Origin of the sequence: Geodermatophilus sp. DSM 45219, assembly GCF_900104025.1 — a bacterium.
GTDB lineage: Bacteria > Actinomycetota > Actinomycetes > Mycobacteriales > Geodermatophilaceae > Geodermatophilus.
This window is the reverse complement of sequence record NZ_FNIQ01000009.1, coordinates 70445-85570: the sequence shown is the minus strand read 5'-3', so window position 1 is coordinate 85570 and position 15126 is coordinate 70445. Positions and strand designations below refer to the sequence as shown.

Sequence of the window (15126 nt, the reverse complement as noted above, 5' to 3'; positions counted from 1 at the left end):
GGCTCCCGTCGGCAGTTCGGAGCCCGGGTTCCCCGCAGTCGCGCGAGCTCAGCCGGGCAGGTGGACGGCGATCTCGTCGGCGGCGTCGCTGCCGAAGGCGTCGGCGAAGCGCGCGAGGAAGGGCTCGCGCTGCAGCGTGTACTCCTGCGTGCCGATGACCTCGACCGCCTCGGTGGCGACCGCGGACCCCAGCTGGGTGGCCCGCTCCAGGCCGAGGCCCCACATCCGGCCGGCGATGAACCCGGCGCGCAGCGCGTCCCCGCCACCGGTCGGCTCCACCGGCTTGGTCTCCGGGACCGCGATCACCTCGATCGGCCCGGCGCCGGCCTGCCGCACCAGCACGCCGTTGGCCGCCCGCGTGGTCACCCAGGTGCCGACCCGGTCGAGCACCTCCGCGTCGCTCCACCCGGTCTTCTGCAGCAGCAGCGCGGCCTCGTACTCGTTGGTGAACAGCAGGTCCGCGCCGTCGACCAGGTCGCGGATCATCCCGCCGTCGGCCCAGGCCATCTGCTGGCTGGGGTCGGCGACGAAGGCGTAGCCCCGCGTCCGGCACTCCTCGGTGTGCCGCACCATCGCCGTCGGGTCGTTGGGGCCGATGACGACCAGGTCCAGCCCGCCCACGCGCGCGGCGACCGGGGCCAGCTCGATGGCGGACGCCTCGCTCATCGCGCCCGAGTAGAACGACGCGATCTGGTTGTTCACCGCGTCGGTCGTGCACACGAAGCGGGCGGTGTGCTTGAGCTCGGACCAGTGCACGCTGCCGGTGTCCACGCCGTGCCGGGACAGCCAGGCGTCGTAGTCGGCGAAGTCGCTGCCCACCGCGCCGACCAGCACCGGCGCGAGCCCGAGCAGGCCCAGCCCGTAGGCCATGTTGGCGCCGGCGCCGCCGCGGTGCTGCACGAGGTCGTCGACCAGGAACGACAGCGAGACGTTCTCCATCTGGCCCTCGACGAACTGCTCGGTGAACTTGCCCGGGAAGGTCATCAGGTGGTCGGTGGCGATGGAGCCGGTGACGGCGACGGGCACGGGGGCGCTCCCTCGGGGTGGCGTTCGGTGAGACGCACGGTGGACGTCGGACGACGGGCACCCACACCTTAGGAGTCACCGGGGTCCCGCGCGCAGCGCCTCAGGGGGCGAGCGACCGCCGCAACGCCGTCCCCAGCTGGGCGACACCCACGACGCCGAGCAGGCAGCCGACCGCCGTCCCGCAGGTGACGACGGCACCGGACCAGCCCAGGCCCGCCACCACCCCGGCCCCGCCGAGGGTGAACCCGGTCATCGCCACCCGCGTGGGGCGCTCCCACACCGACAGCTCGCCGGTCTCGGTGACCCCGGCCTGGCCGGCGCGGGCCCGCAGGTAGTCCGGCAGCCAGCACAGCGCGCCGTAGGCCGCGGCCAGCCAGCCCGGCGCGCCGGCCACCCACAACGCGGCGGCGAAGGCGGCCTCGCTGAGCCGGTCGGCGGCGGAGTCGAGGACGAAGCCGCGGCGCGACGCCCGGCCGGTGGCGATCGCCAGCGCGCCGTCGAGGCCGTCGAGGACGGCGGACAGCCCGACCAGCACCCCGGCCAGCCCCAGCCAGGCCCCGCCGGCCGCGGCCGGGGGGACGGCGGCCGCGGCGACGAGGAAGCCCGCGGCGGTCACCGCGACGGGCGGGACCCGGTGCAGGCGGCGGGCCAGCGCGTAGGCCCCGGAGAGCCAGCCGTGCACCAGCCGGCTCTGCGCGGGGTCGGCCCCGCCGTGCCAGGTCGACCAGGCGGCCAGGTACTCGTCGCGGCTCAGCACGGCACCCGCTCCACCGGGGCAGTCCACCAGGCTGCGCGCGACGGGGACAGTGGAGGGGTGCTCGCCGGTCTCTCGCCCGCCCGCCGCCGCCTGGTCGTGGGCGTCCTGGTCCTCGCCGTCGTCGCCGTCCTCGGGGCCGGCGCGGCGCTGCTGCTGGGGCGGACGTCGGACGCGGCCGTCCGCGAGCCGGTGTCCCAGGAGGAGCCCGGCCCGGTGCTGCTGGTGCCCGGCTACGGCGGGTCGGTCGCCTCGCTGCGGCCGCTGGCCGACCGGCTGGCCGCCGAGGGGCGGGACGCCACGGTGGTCGCCGTCCCCGGCGACGGCACCGGCGACCTCGGCGCCGCCGCCGACGCGCTCGGTGAGGCGGCCGGTGCGGCGCTGGAGCGCACCGGCGCCGGCAGCGTGGACGTCGTCGGCTACTCCGCCGGCGGGGTGGTCGCCCGGCTGTGGGCGGCGGACCGCGGCGCGGACGTCGCCCGGCGGGTCGTCACCCTCGGCTCGCCGCACCACGGCACCACGCTGGCCGACCTGGCCGGCTCGCTCGCCCCCGGGCAGTGCCCCGACGCCTGCCGTCAGCTGACCACCGGCAGCGCGCTGCTGGCCGAGCTCAACGCCGGCGACGAGACGCCGGAGGGGCCGGCCTGGGTGTCGATCTGGACGACGCAGGACGAGACGGTGACCCCGCCGGAGTCCGCCCGGCTGGCGGGTGCGCTGGAGCTCCCGGTGCAGTCGGTGTGCGCCGACGCCCGCGTCTCCCACGGCGAGCTGCCCCGCGACCCGCTGGTGCAGGCGATGGTGCTCGAGCAGCTGGGCACCGCGCCGCCGGCTCCCCTGGACCGGGACGACTGCGCCCGGCTCAGCGGCTGATCGCAGGGCACGGGGTCAGGGCAGCAGGCCCACACCGGCGAGGACCCCGAGCAGCCCCAGCGCCGAGATCGCCACGACGGCGGCGGGCACCCGCTCCGCCCGGCGCTGCCCGGTGGGCCGGCGCGCGAGCAGCACGAGTGCGCCCGCGGCCAGCAGGGCAGCGAGCACCGGGAGGAGCAGCACGCCTCCGGCCACCGACGGGAGACCGAAGCCCAGCAGGAGCGCGTCGCGCGCGGCGGTGTCGAGGACGAGGGCGACCAGGACGCCGACCGCAGCCAGGTCCACGACGCCCGCGGCCAGGGCCAGCACCGGCGCCGCCCGCCGGCCCGGGCGGCGGCGGAGCAGCTGCCACGCCAGGCCTGCCGTCCCGAGCAGCAGGCCGGCCGACGCCGTCCCCAGCAGGACCAGGCCCGGCCCCGGCCCGCGCTCGGCCTCGCCGGCCAGCCGGTACACCGCACCGGTGAGGTGGACGTCGTCGGGGACGACCACGTCGGGTGGCGCCAGCCCGGCCAGGCACGAGGTGTCGGGCTCCCCGCGGGGGTCGGCGAGGAAGTCGATGACGATGCCGGGCGCGCAGTCCCCCTGCAGGGACGGCGTGTGCCCCTGGCCGGGGACCTCGACGAAGGTCGCCGTCGGCAGCGAGGCGGCCAGCTGCCGGCCCCAGGCCGGCGGGGTCACCGGGTCGTAGCGCCCGGCGAGCACCAGGACCGGGACGTCGGTCACCACCGGGACGGCCGCCTCCGGGCGCGGCGGCACCGGCCAGCCCCGGCAGACGTCGAGGTCCGAGCCCAGCCACAGCAGGTGGGTCGCCGCGCGACCGGGCAGCGCACCGGCGTCCTCTCCGGCGGCGCCCGGCGTGGTGAACGGCGCCTCCTCGGCGCACTGCACCGAGTAGTACAGCCCCAGCGAGCGGCGGCTCAGCTCCTCCAGCGCGGCGTCGGCGACGGGCGCGGCGGCCGCGGCGTCGCCCGCACCGAGCCGGTCCACCAGCAGCGGGACGTACCGGATCGTCGACGGGTCGTACAGCGCGTCGAACACCACCGACACCAGGTCGTCGCCGGTCATCCGCAGCCGCACCGGCTCCCCGGTGTCCGGTGAGACGGCGTCGACGTCCAGCGGCCGGGCGTCCAGCCGCGCCGCCGCGTCGACGAGGGCCGTATCGAGGCCCGGCCAGCCGCGCGCACAGGCCGGCCGGGCCGCGCAGTCGTCGACCAGCCGCTCGTAGGCCGCGCGGAGGGAGGAGACCTGGCCGTCGTACCGGGCGACGTCGGGCGGCACCACGGAGTCCAGGACGACACGGCGGACGCCCTCGGGGTGGTCGCGGAGCACGGTCAGCACGAGCCGCGTGCTGTAGGAGAGCCCCCACAGGTCCCACTCCGCGTACCCGAGTGCCCGCCGCAGGTCGGCGACGTCGGCCGCGTTCTCGGTGGTGGTGTAGGCGGCCAGGTCGACCCCCTCCGCCCGCAGCCGGTCGGCGCAGGCCCGCGCGGCCGTGACCTCCCGCGCGGTCTCCTCGGCCACCGGGTCGGCCGTCGTCACGCTGGCGAGGAGGGCCTGCTCGACCTCGGGGCAGTCCAGGGACGGCTCCGACTCCCGGGTGCCGCGCTGTTCGAGGACGACGACGTCACGACCCTGCGCGTAGCCCGACCCGGCCAGCCCCAGCAGGCCCGTGCTGCTCGTGCCGGGGCCGCCGGCCGTGACCAGCAGCGGGGGCAGCGACGGCGGCGTCAGGCTGGGCGCCACCGCGACCAGCAGCCGGAGCGACCGGCCGTCGGGACGCTGTCGGGACTCCGGCACGGTCAGCCGGCCGCACTCGACCCGCGTGCCGTCCGGCGCCGGCACCGGGCACGCAGTGGGCTCCAGCGACGAGGCCGCGATCGGTGAGCGCCGGGGCGGCTCGGTCGGGGCGACCGGCGCGCAGCCCAGGAGCACGCCGGTGAGCAGCAGGAGGACCGCGAGCGCACGCACCCGGCGGACGCCGGTCGTGGACGGGAGCCCGGCAGCACTCTGCAGGGGGTCCGTCAACTGGTGACGTCCTTGGTGGTGAAGTTGGCCCAGGCCGCGGCCAGCAGCACGCCGACGTACACGCCCTGCAGCGCCAGCCCGCGGACGACGTCACGCCACAGGACGGGGTCGCGGAACAGGTCGACGAACGCCAGCCAGTACCGGGTCGGCAGGTAGGGCGCGATCGGCGAGGCGGCGTCCAGGGTGAACAGCAGGGACGACGTGACGAGGACGGCCAGCGCACCGAGCGCCGCGGCCAGGGGTGAGTCGGTGAGCGTGGAGAAGAACAGCCCGAAGGCCGCGACGCCGAGCATCGACACCGTCACGTAGCCGATGGCCAGCAGGCTGCGGCCGGCCAGCTCCTCCTGGCTGAGCGAGGTGCCCGACACCGACGTGCCGCCGGTCGGCTGGGCCTCGAAGAGCGTCGCGCCGACGACGTAGCCGACCGCGGCCACGACCAGCACGGTGACCAGCACGAACGCCACGACGGCGAGCAGCTTGGCCACCAGCAGCCGGGTCCGGCCGGCCGGCCGGACCAGCAGGTAGCGCAGCGTGCCGGCCTGGGCCTCGCCCGCGACGGCGTCCCCGGCCACGACGGCGACCGCGATCGGCAGGAACAGCGGCAGCACGATCGCCAGCGCGGCCAGCGGGAACAGCGCCCCGTTGGTCAGCACGGCGGACAGGAACGGCGGGCCCTCCCCCGGCCGCGGCGCGAGGTCGGTCAGCTGCAGCAGGACGGCGACCAGCACCGGGAGCGCGTTGAGGACGGCGATGGTGGCCCAGGTGCGCGGCCGGCGGAACAGCTTGCGCAGCTCGACGCCGATCACCGGGGAGCCTCGACCCGGTCGGCGCTGGTGCCGGCCGCGGCGAGCACGACCTCCTCCAGCGTCGGCCGCTGCAGCGCCAGCGCGCTCACCGGCACGCCGGCGGCGACCAGCCGCGCGTTGACCTCGGCCGGGTCGGCGCCGCGCACCACGACGCGGTCGCCGTCCACGCCCAGGACCCGGCCGTCGAGCACCGCGCGCACCCGCCCGGCCTCGGGCGTGGAGACGACGGTGGCCCCGGTCGGAGCGGTGAGCCGGACCAGCTCGTCCTGCAGCACCAGCCGGCCCCGGTCGAGCACGCCGACGCGGGTGCACAGCTGCTCGACCTCGGCCAGCAGGTGGCTGGAGAGGAAGACCGTCGTCCCGCGGCGGTTGAGCTCGAGCAGCAGCTCGCGGATCTCGGTGATGCCCTGCGGGTCCAGGCCGTTGGTGGGCTCGTCGAGCACCAGCAGCTCGGGACGGCGGAGCAGCGCGGCGGCCAGCCCCAGCCGCTGCCGCATGCCCAGGGAGTAGGCGCGCACGGGCCGCCGGTCGATGCCGCCCAGGCCGACCTGGTCGAGCACCTCCTCGATCCGCGCCCGGCGGGTGCGCCCGGAACCGCCCGGCCCGGCCGCGTCGATCAGCGACAGGTTGGCCCGGCCGGACAGGTGCCCGTGGTGCGCCGGCCCCTCGACCAGCGCGCCCACCCGCGGCAGCACGCGGCGCCCGGCGCGGGGCATCCGCTCGCCGAGCAGCTCCACCTCGCCGGCGGTCGGCAGCACCAGGCCGAGCAGCATCCGCACCGTCGTCGTCTTGCCCGACCCGTTGGCGCCGAGGAAGCCGTAGACGTCGCCGGCGCGGACGTCGAGGTCGATGCCGTCGACGGCGCGCAACCGGCCGTAGCGCTTCACCAGCCCGGTGGTGCGGATCACCGCGCTCACGCCACCACCCCGGAGAGCCGGCGGGCGGCATCGGCGAGCGCGTCGAGGGTGACGGTGCCGGTGAGGACGTAGGCCGGGCCGTCGGCGGGCTCGACCAGCATCAGCCCGAGCGGGCCGGCGGCCACCCGCGTGCCCAGCTCGTCGGTGACGGCGTCCGGGCTCGCGGTCAGCGCCTCGCGCAGCCCGCCGGCCAGCCGGCCCGGCACCGGCGCGGCGGCCAGCAGCGTCACCCCGCGGCCGTAGACGCCGACCGCGTCGGGCACGCCCCCGAACGTCCGCCGGGGCAGGCCGGCCAGCCCGCCCGGCAGCTCGACGTCCGGCGCCCGCTCCCCGGCGTCGGCGATCAGCTCGTCGGTGTCCGGCGCGGTCAGCAGGGTGGCGTCCGGTGGCGGGGCGAAGGCCACCACCTCGGCCGGGGGGACGGCGAGGTCGAGGTCGAGGAACCGGGTGTCCAGCGCGGGCCGGTCCGCGCCCTCGGCGAACACCTCGACCTGCAGCGGCAGGCCGCTGGCCGGGTCGACCCACACGTCGACCCGGCCCACCGACGCGGCGGGCTCGGCCGGCACCAGCCGCAGGCCCAGCGCGTCCCGGCCGGCCACCCGCCGGGCGCCGGTGCGGGTGCGGGTGACCTCCCCGTCGGCGGCCTCGGACAGCAGCCGCCGGCCCAGCGCGGCGGGCAGCAGGTCCGGCGGGGTGGGCAGCGCGAGAGAGGCCGCGGTGCCGCGGGTGGCGGTGCGGGACTCGAAGTCCCACGTCCAGGTGCCACCGGGGTCGCGGTGCACGCCGGTCTCCCCCGCGGCGGTGACCACGTCGACCCGGTGCTCGGCCGGACCGCGCCACCACACCCGCACGAGCGTCCGGTCGCTGAACAGGTCGGCCACGTCGGTCAGCCGCTCCGAGACCGGCAGCGCCAGCCCGCCGGCCGACACCGCGTAGCCGGAGAAGCCGACGTCCGCGCTGGCCAGCACCGCGGCGCGCAGCTCCGCGGCGGGCACGTCGGCGTCGTCCGCCGGCAGCGCTGCGACGAGCGAGGGCAGCGCGACGAGCACCGCCACCAGCAGCCCCACCGCGGCCCAGCGGGCGGGCGCCCCGTGCCCGCGCGCCGCCATGCGGTCCACGGTACGTGCGGCCAGCACCCCGGCCCGGGGCTCAGCCGGGGTGCTGGTCCGACCGGTGCGCCCCGCTCCCGCCGGCGTACCGGTCCGGCTGCTGCGACCCGGTTCCGCCGACGTGCCGGTCCGGCCCGTGCGAGCCGGTGCCACCCGAGGCGTGGGCCTTGCGGCGGTGGAGCGTGAGGCTCAGCACCAGCACGATCAGCCCGCCGACGAGGAGCCCGACGAGCGCGCTGGCCAGCGTGTCGACGAGCCAGGCCAGGACCCCGCCGAGGGCGCCGGTGGCCGCTGCCACCGCCTCCTCCACGTGGTGCAGGGCGTCGTACAGGACGTGGAAACCCAGCTCGTCGGTGCCCACCAGCAGGATGTGGCCGCCGACCCAGAGCATCGCGGCGGTCCCGACCACGGTCAGGGCGGTGAGCAGCTTCGGCATCCCCTTCACCAGGCCTCGACCCAACCGGGCCACACCCTTCCCGGGGCGCTGGGACAGGGACAGCCCGATGTCGTCCATCTTCACGATGACGCCGACGACGCCGTACACCAGCACGGTGATGCCCAGCGCGACGACCGCGAGGATGATCGCCCGGGACCAGAAGCCCTCGCTCGCCACCTCGTTGAGCGAGATCACCATGATCTCGGCCGACAGGATGAAGTCGGTGCGCACGGCCCCGGACACGATGGTCTTCTCGTCCGGGAGCGCCTCCTCCACGGATGTGTGGGACTCGTGGTGGCCGCTGATCTTGTGCCACACCTTCTCCGCGCCCTCGTAGCACAGGTAGGCACCGCCGATCATGAGGATCGGGGTGAGCAGCCAGGGCAGGAACTGGCTGAGCAGCAGGATCGCGGGCAGGATGAACACGAACTTGTTGCGCAGCGAGCCCAGGGCGATGCGCCGGATGATCGGGATCTCGCGCTCGGCGGCCAGGCCGTGCACGTACTGCGGGGTGACGGCGGTGTCGTCGACCACGACGCCGGCAGCCTTCATGCTGGCCCGTCCGGCAGCGGCCCCGATGTCGTCCACCGAGGCGGCGGCGGCGCGCGCCAGCACCGCCACATCGTCGAACAGGGCTACGAGTCCACCCGCCACGGGACGTCCTTCCGGTCGGTCAGCACCGGTGTGCTGTCTGGGTCATGGTGGTCCGTCCGGGCCTACCCCGCGCGGGCACCCGTCCCACGTGCCCCTGGTCCCCGGCTCGGGTGCGCGCTCCGGCGGCCGCGACCGGCACCCTGGGGCGACCAGCCGGTCACCGAGCGCAGCAGGAGGGCAGGACCATGGGGACGGCGGACGACGGCGCGGCGCTCTGGCCGTCCCGGTACCTCACCGACGGCCGGCTGGTCGTCGTCCGGTCGCCCCGGCGCGCGCCCGTGCCGCGGTGGTCCCGGCTCCGGGAGGCCGTCCTGCGCCTGGACCGGGCCGCCCGCGCCCGGCTGCGACGGCGCCCGCCGCCCACCGAGGCGGAGCCGCCGGCGCTGCCGCCCGAGGCGGCGCTCGCCGCGTGGGACACCACCGAGGCCCGGGTCGCCGCGGCGGCGTCCCGCGCCTGGGCGGAGACGCTGCGCGAGCCGGCCTGGCACTCGCCGTTCCTCGCGGCGAACCGGGCGGCCTTCGACGGGCAGGCCGAGGTCGACCGCATCGTCGACCTGGCGATGCGCATCCGGGACGCCCGCGCCGCCCTCGGCCTGCGCCCGGCCGGGCCCGCCGCGGAGTACTGGGACCGCCAGTCCGCGGCGCTGGAGGCCGCGGCGCTGCGGCTGGGCGAGCGGGCCGACGCGCTGATCCGGCACCGCGACCAGGCCGCGCTGCTGTCCGCCGAGCTGCGCCAGCTGGCCGACCTGGAGCGGCTGGAGCGCAGCGCCGCGGAGATCGACGGCATCACCGTCGAGACGGCCTACGCGCCGGCCCCGGCGGACGGCGGCCCCGCCGCCGTGGCCGAGGAGATCGCGGCCGTGCGGACGGCGGTCACCGAGCTGGTCGACCTGATGACCCGCACCCGTGCGCCGCTGGCCGAGCCGCCGGAGCCGCCCCGCGAGCAGCGCGGGTGACGTGCACTCCTGGCGCACGGCGCGGGCGGGTGTGCACCGCAGCCGCACATCAGCCGGGAAGCCGAGGCATGGTGGAACCGCTCCACCGGGTAGGGCGGGTCCATGGCGCCTCCCATCAGTGACGCGGTCGTCGTCGACGTCCTCCGCCGGGTCGACCGGCTGACGGCACCGCTGGTCCGCCGGCTGGGCCGCCCACCGGAGCTGCCGCAGGCCGAGCGCGACCGCTGGTGGGCCGACCGGGTCACCGGCGTGGCCGCCGGCGTCAGCGCCGTCCCCCGCCTCGCCGGGAAGCTCGCCGACCTGCTGCCGCTGCAGAACACCGTCGGCTCCGCGGTGCAGGCGCTCGTGGTCGGCGGGGTGGCGTCGGAGTACGGCGTCGAGGACGAGGCCGAGCGGGTGGCGCTGCTCGCGCAGGTGCTGCTGGACCGCGAGCTGCCCCCCGAGCGGGTGCGGCCGCTGCTGGCGCGGGCCCCCGGCGCCTACGCCGACGAGGTGCTCGGCGACAGGGACGACCGGGGCGTCGCCCGCACCGTGTGGCGGGTCGCCCGGCTGCTCGGCCGCATCGACGACACGCTCGACGCCCGGCCCAAGGGCAGGCTCTACCACCGCGCGCTGTCGAACCTGCCGGTCGTCGGCACGATCGGCGGCTACGCCGCCGAGCGCGAGGGCCTGCGCCGGGCGGCGGCGGAGACCGCGGCCCTGCTCGCCGCCGACACCCGGTCGGCCCGGGCCGGCGGGCGGCCGGCCGACCCGGCTCAGTGAGGCGCGCCCACCGCCGCCAGGTTGGCGTAGACCTCGCGGGTCGCCGTCGACCGGTTCATGGTGATGAAGTGGATGCCGGGGACGCCCTCGGCGAGGAGCGTCCGGCACAGCTCGGTGGCCACCTCGACGCCGTAGGCCCGCACCGCCGCCTTCTCCTCGGGGCCGTCGCCGTCCAGCTCGGCGAACCGGGCGGCCAGCTGCTCGGGGAAGGCCTGGCCGGACAGCTGCACGATCCGGGTGATCTGCCGGGCGTTGGTCACCGGCATGACGCCGGCGATGATCGGCACGTCGCAGCCGGTGCCGGCCACCCGGTCGCGCATCCGCAGGTAGTCCTCCGCGCGGAAGAACATCTGGGTGATCGCGAAGTCCGCCCCGGCGCGGCACTTGCGCACGAACATCTCGACGTCGGTGTCGAAGTCCGGCGAGCGCGGGTGCCGCTCGGGGAACGCCGCCACGCCCACGGAGAAGTCGCCCATCGAGCGGATCAGCTCGACCAGCTCCCCCGCGTACCGCAGCCCCTCGGGGTGGGCCACCCACTCGGCCTGCGGGTCGGCACCGGGGGGGTCACCGCGCAGCGCCAGCAGGTTGCGCACCCCCGCGGCGGCCAGCCGGCTCACCACGTTCCGGAGCTCGGCGACGCTGTGGTCCACGGCGGTCAGGTGCGCCAGCGGGGTCATCGTCGTCTCGGTCGCGATGCGCTCGGTGACCGACACCGTGCCCTCGCGCGTCGACCCGCCGGCGCCGTAGGTCACCGACACGAACGAGGGCTGCAGCCGCTCCAGCTCGCGCAGCGCGGTCCAGAGCTGGGCGGCGCCCTCGGGGCTCTTCGGCGGGAAGAACTCGAAGGACCACGTCGGCCGGCCCCCGGCGAGCAGCTCACGCACGGTCCGTGTCATGGACAGCGAGGATACGGATCGGGGCGGCACTGCATCCGGGCGGCGGGCCGCCGGCGAAGGAACCCCCGCACCGTTGCACCCACGCACCCCAGGAGGCTGAGTCCTTGGCCCTGACCGACTCCCGCCGCAGCCCGGCCGCGCCACATCCGGTGGCGCGCGATACTCGGGACGTGATCGCCGGGGCGCAGCAGCGCCAGACCACCGACCGCACCCCGGCTCCCCCGCCGGCCGTGGCCGAGCTCGACCGCGTCCGCGCGGCGGTCTCCGACGCCCTCTCCGAGTTCCTCGAGGTCCAGCGGCGGACCCTGGCCGCGATGGACGAGTCGCTGACGCCGGTGGTCGACGAGGTCTGCGCACTGGCCGACGGCGGCAAGCGGCTGCGCCCGCTGTTCGCCTACTGGGGCTGGCGCGGCGTGCGGGGCGAGGGCCCGGGCGAGTCCGACGCCGCCGTGCTGCGGGCGGTCGCCGCGCTGGAGTTCGTGCACGCCAGCGCCCTCGTGCACGACGACGTCATGGACGGCGCGCTGACCCGCCGCGGCCGCCCGGCCACCCACGTCGGCTTCGCGTCCCGGCACGGGGACGGCGCCCTGGCCGGGGACGGCGACGCGTTCGGCGTGGGTGCGGCGATCCTCGTCGGCGACCTCGCGCTGGTCTGGTCCGACGAGCTGCTGCGCTGCTCGGGCATCTCGACCGCCGCGCTGACCCGGGCCCGCGCGGTCTGGGACACCATGCGCACCGAGGTCACCGCCGGGCAGTACCTGGACCTGCTGCGCGCCGCCGGTGGCCTGCCGGGCGCCCAGGGCGCGCTCACCGTGGCCCGCTACAAGAGCGCCGGCTACACCGTGCAGCGCCCGCTGCAGCTGGGGGCGGCCATCGCCGGCGCCGGCGAGCGGGCCGCGGAGGTCTACACCGCGATCGGCCTGCCGCTGGGCGAGGCGTTCCAGCTGCGCGACGACGTCCTCGGGGTGTTCGGCGACCCCTCGGTCACCGGCAAGTCCGCCGACGACGACCTGCGCGAGGGCAAGCAGACGCTGCTGGTCGCCCTCGCCGAGGAGGCCGCGGACGCCGACGGGCGCCGGCTGCTCGCCGAGACCCTGGGCGACCCCACCGCCGGGCCGGCCGAGTTCGACGCGCTGCGGGCCCTGCTGGAGTCCACCGGCGCCCGGGCACAGGTCGAGCAGCGGATCGCCGAGCGCACCGCGCTGGCCCGCACCGCCATCGCCGAGGCGCCGCTGGCCGCCGACGCCCGGGCGGCGCTGGACGCGCTGGCCGTCGCCGCGACCACCCGTACCGCCTGATGGTCCGCACCGTCCCCGGACGCACCGACCGCGTCGTCGTCGTCGGCGCCGGCCTCGCCGGTCTGTCGGCCGCGCTGCGGCTGCGGGGCGCCGGCCGCGAGGTCACCGTCGTCGAGCGCGGCTCCGGTCCGGGCGGGCGCGCCGGCCGGATCGAGGAGCGCGGCTACGCCCTCGACACCGGCCCGTCGGTGTTCACCGCCCCGGAGCTGGTCGCCGACACCCTCGCCGCGGTCGGCGAGAAGCTCGAGGACCGGGTCCCGATGGTCCCGCTGGAGACGACCTACCGCGCCCAGTTCGCCGACGGCTCGCACCTGGACGTGCACGCCGACCCCGACGCGTTCGCCGCCGAGGTCGAGGCGCTGTGCGGGCCGGGCGAGGCCACGGCGCTGCGCGGCTACCTCGCAGACCTGGCCGAGCTGTACCGGCTGCAGCTGTCCACCTTCATCGACCGCAACCTCGACACCCCGCTGGACCTGCTCGGCCCCCAGCTGGTGCAGCTGGCCCGCCGCGGCGGCTTCGGCCGGCTGTCGCGGCACGTCGAGCGGCACTTCACCGACGAGCGGCTGCGCCGGCTGTTCAGCTTCCAGGCGCTCTACGCCGGGGTCAGCCCGTACCGCGCCATCGCCGCCTACGCGGTCATCGCCCAGCTCGACATCGGCGCCGGCGTCTGGCACCCGGTCGGCGGGATCGCCGCCGTCCCCCGCGCGATGGCCGCCGCGGCCGCCGACGCCGGGGTGACCCTGCGCTACGACGCCGGGGTGCGGGAGCTGGAGCTCAGCGGGTCCCGGGTCACCGGCGTCCTGCTCGACGACGGCGATCGGCTGCCCGCCGACGCCGTCGTCGTCACCGTCGACCGGCCGGAGACGCTGGTGCCCGGGTTCCGGCGGCTGCGCCGGCCGGTCTACTCGCCGTCCTGCGTGGCCGTGCACGTCGGCGTGCGCAGCGAGCTGCCCGGCCAGGCGCACCACACCATCAGCTTCGGCGAGGCGTGGCGGGAGGTGTTCGCCGAGCTGACCCGCGACGGGCGGCCCATGACCGACCCGAGCCTGCTGGTCAGCATGCCCTCGCGCACCGACCGCAGCCTCGCCCCCGAGGGCGGCCAGGTGCTCAGCATCGTCGCCCCGACCCCCAACCTCGACCGGCACAGCGGCGGCAACCCCGACCTGGACTGGACGACGCTGGGCCCCCGCTACCGCGACGAGGTGCTCGCCGTGATGGAGGCCCGCGGCTGGACCGGCCTCACCGGCGCCATCGAGGTCGAGCACCTCGACACCCCGCAGACCTGGGCGGCGCAGGGCATGGCCGCCGGGACGCCGTTCGCGCTCGCGCACACCTTCGGCCAGACCGGCCCCTTCCGGACGCCGACGCTGCCCCGGCGCGGCCCGGAGAACGTCGTCCTCGCCGGCTCGTCGGTGCAGCCCGGCGTCGGGGTGCCGATGGTCGTGATCAGCGGCCGGTTGGCCGCCGAGAGGATCACCGGATGACGCTCGTCGACCCCCCGCGGACGCAGGCCGAGCGGCAGGCGCTGCTCGACGCCGCCTATCGGCACTGTGCCGCGATCAACGCCGAGCACGGCAAGAGCTACCACCTGGCGACCCGGCTGCTCACCCCGGACAGGCGCCCGGCGGTGCACGCGCTGTACGCCGCCGCCCGCACCGCCGACGACCTGGTCGACCACCCCGGCGCCGACCCGGCCGGCGACCTCGCCGACTGGTCGCGCGCGTTGCTGACCGAGCTGGAGGCCGGCTGGTCGGACGACCCGGTGCGGCTGGCGACCGTGCACACCTACCGCCGGTACGCCATCCCCGTCGAGCACCTGGTCGACTTCCTCGCCGCGATGACCAGCGACCTCGACGTCACCGGCTACGCGGACATGGACGCCCTCGACCGCTACACGTGGGGCTCGGCGGCGGTCATCGGGCTGCAGGTGCTCCCGGTGCTGGGCACCGCCCCCGGCGTGGCCCGGGAGGAGGCCGCACCGCACGCGATCGCGCTGGGCGAGGCGTTCCAGCTGACCAACTTCCTGCGCGACGTCGCCGAGGACGTCGACCGCGGCCGGGTCTACCTGCCCGCCGACGTCATGGCCGCGCACGGCGTCACCCGCGAGCAGCTCGCCGAGAAGCGCCACGACGCCCGGTTCGCGGCGCTGATGCGGGAGATGGTCGCGATCGTGCGCCGCCGCTACGACGACGCCGCCCCCGGGACGCCGATGCTCGCGCCGGAGTCCCGCGACTGCGTGCGCGCGGCCACCGACCTCTACGGCGGCATCCTCACCGAGATCGAGCGCGCCGACTACCGGGTGCTCGACCGCCGCGTGCGGGTGTCCAAGCCGCGGCGCCTGGCGGTGTTCGCCCGCCGGTTGACCGCCGCCCAGCTGGCCAGGGTCAGGGTCACCATGGCGAAGCCGAACAGCAGGTCCTCGACCGGCGCGTAGGCGATCCGCGGGCCCCAGATCGTGTCCGGGTCGTAGGTGACGACCTCCAGTCCGGTGAGCACGCCGTTCATCAGCAGCTGGAACGTGATGATGATCGCGTAGGCCACCCAGAACACCGGCCGCGTCACCATCCGGGTGCGGTAGACGGCCAGGTCGACGACGAGGACGGCGACCACCGCGAGC

At 76.8% G+C, this 15126-nt stretch carries 14 protein-coding genes and 1 pseudogene; 6 read left to right on the top strand and 9 right to left on the bottom strand.

The annotated features are described in order from the left end of the window. Positions 1 to 48: 48 nt before the first annotated feature. Together BLR12_RS22940 and BLR12_RS22935 are read right to left on the bottom strand one after the other, a co-directional pair. Positions 49 to 1026 carry a carbohydrate kinase family protein gene (locus BLR12_RS22940; RefSeq protein ID WP_091382838.1) on the bottom strand — a complete coding sequence of 326 codons (978 nt, stop codon included), beginning with the start codon at positions 1024 to 1026 and terminating at the stop codon, positions 49 to 51. 100 nt (positions 1027 to 1126) lie between these two features. Beyond that, positions 1127 to 1783, bottom strand: a complete 657-nt coding sequence (locus tag BLR12_RS22935) for a CDP-alcohol phosphatidyltransferase family protein (RefSeq protein WP_091382836.1) — start codon at positions 1781 to 1783, stop codon at positions 1127 to 1129. Between the two features lie 57 nt (positions 1784 to 1840). Here BLR12_RS22935 and BLR12_RS22930 point away from each other — a divergent pair, with 57 nt between their 5' ends. Further along, entirely contained in the window at positions 1841 to 2650 is an 810-nt protein-coding gene (locus tag BLR12_RS22930; protein WP_091382834.1) for a lipase family alpha/beta hydrolase, read from the top strand. Positions 2651 to 2665: 15 nt separating this feature from the next. Here BLR12_RS22930 and BLR12_RS22925 read toward each other — a convergent pair whose 3' ends face one another. From BLR12_RS22925 to BLR12_RS22905, 5 genes are read right to left on the bottom strand one after another with little or no spacing between them, the layout of a single operon-like run. Then, positions 2666 to 4618: an alpha/beta hydrolase gene (locus BLR12_RS22925; protein ID WP_176832652.1), complete on the bottom strand. Its 1953-nt coding sequence runs from the start codon at positions 4616 to 4618 to the stop codon at positions 2666 to 2668. A gap of 53 nt (positions 4619 to 4671) precedes the next feature. Continuing rightward, positions 4672 to 5481: an ABC transporter permease gene (locus tag BLR12_RS22920; RefSeq protein ID WP_091382829.1), complete on the bottom strand. Its 810-nt coding sequence runs from the start codon at positions 5479 to 5481 to the stop codon at positions 4672 to 4674. Next, positions 5478 to 6398, bottom strand: coding sequence for an ABC transporter ATP-binding protein (locus tag BLR12_RS22915; RefSeq protein ID WP_091382827.1), 921 nt, complete (start codon positions 6396 to 6398; stop codon positions 5478 to 5480). Before BLR12_RS22915 ends, BLR12_RS22920 begins: the two co-directional genes overlap by 4 nt. Continuing rightward, complete coding sequence (locus tag BLR12_RS22910) at positions 6395 to 7507, bottom strand: LolA family protein (RefSeq protein WP_255363720.1); 1113 nt, start codon at positions 7505 to 7507, stop codon at positions 6395 to 6397. The genes BLR12_RS22915 and BLR12_RS22910 overlap by 4 nt, the downstream gene beginning before the upstream one ends. Before the next feature lie 40 nt (positions 7508 to 7547). Further along, the gene (locus tag BLR12_RS22905) at positions 7548 to 8597 is read right to left on the bottom strand and encodes a DUF808 domain-containing protein (protein ID WP_091382826.1); all 1050 of its coding nucleotides are present in this window, start codon (positions 8595 to 8597) and stop codon (positions 7548 to 7550) included. A gap of 185 nt (positions 8598 to 8782) precedes the next feature. Between BLR12_RS22905 and BLR12_RS22900 the strand changes: the two genes are divergently transcribed. Both BLR12_RS22900 and BLR12_RS22895 read left to right on the top strand, forming a co-directional pair. Beyond that, positions 8783 to 9553: a hypothetical protein gene (locus BLR12_RS22900; protein WP_143018836.1), complete on the top strand. Its 771-nt coding sequence runs from the start codon at positions 8783 to 8785 to the stop codon at positions 9551 to 9553. A 102-nt stretch (positions 9554 to 9655) separates the two neighbouring features. After that, on the top strand, positions 9656 to 10315 hold the full coding sequence (locus tag BLR12_RS22895; RefSeq protein WP_091382824.1) for a hypothetical protein: 660 nt from the start codon (positions 9656 to 9658) through the stop codon (positions 10313 to 10315). On the opposite strand, the gene metF is transcribed toward BLR12_RS22895, so the two are convergent. After that, positions 10309 to 11211, bottom strand: coding sequence for a methylenetetrahydrofolate reductase [NAD(P)H] (gene metF / locus BLR12_RS22890; RefSeq protein WP_091382822.1), 903 nt, complete (start codon positions 11209 to 11211; stop codon positions 10309 to 10311). The two genes, BLR12_RS22895 and metF, sit on opposite strands and share 7 nt — an antisense overlap. Positions 11212 to 11381: 170 nt before the next feature. Between metF and BLR12_RS22885 the strand changes: the two genes are divergently transcribed. From BLR12_RS22885 to BLR12_RS22875, 3 genes are read left to right on the top strand one after another with little or no spacing between them, the layout of a single operon-like run. Next, the gene (locus tag BLR12_RS22885; RefSeq protein WP_091382820.1) at positions 11382 to 12509 is read left to right on the top strand and encodes a polyprenyl synthetase family protein; all 1128 of its coding nucleotides are present in this window, start codon (positions 11382 to 11384) and stop codon (positions 12507 to 12509) included. Further along, positions 12509 to 13993: a phytoene desaturase family protein gene (gene crtI, locus BLR12_RS22880; RefSeq protein ID WP_091382818.1), complete on the top strand. Its 1485-nt coding sequence runs from the start codon at positions 12509 to 12511 to the stop codon at positions 13991 to 13993. The genes BLR12_RS22885 and crtI overlap by 1 nt, the downstream gene beginning before the upstream one ends. Next, positions 13990 to 14943 (top strand): phytoene/squalene synthase family protein, encoded by a 954-nt coding sequence (locus BLR12_RS22875; protein WP_218120793.1) that lies wholly within the window; start codon positions 13990 to 13992, stop codon positions 14941 to 14943. Before crtI ends, BLR12_RS22875 begins: the two co-directional genes overlap by 4 nt. Here the strand turns inward: BLR12_RS22875 and BLR12_RS25430 are convergent. Next, a pseudogene (locus BLR12_RS25430) lies at positions 14940 to 15119 on the bottom strand (lycopene cyclase domain-containing protein); the annotation flags it as partial. The gene BLR12_RS22875 and the pseudogene BLR12_RS25430 overlap by 4 nt on opposite strands. Positions 15120 to 15126 lie beyond the last annotated feature (7 nt).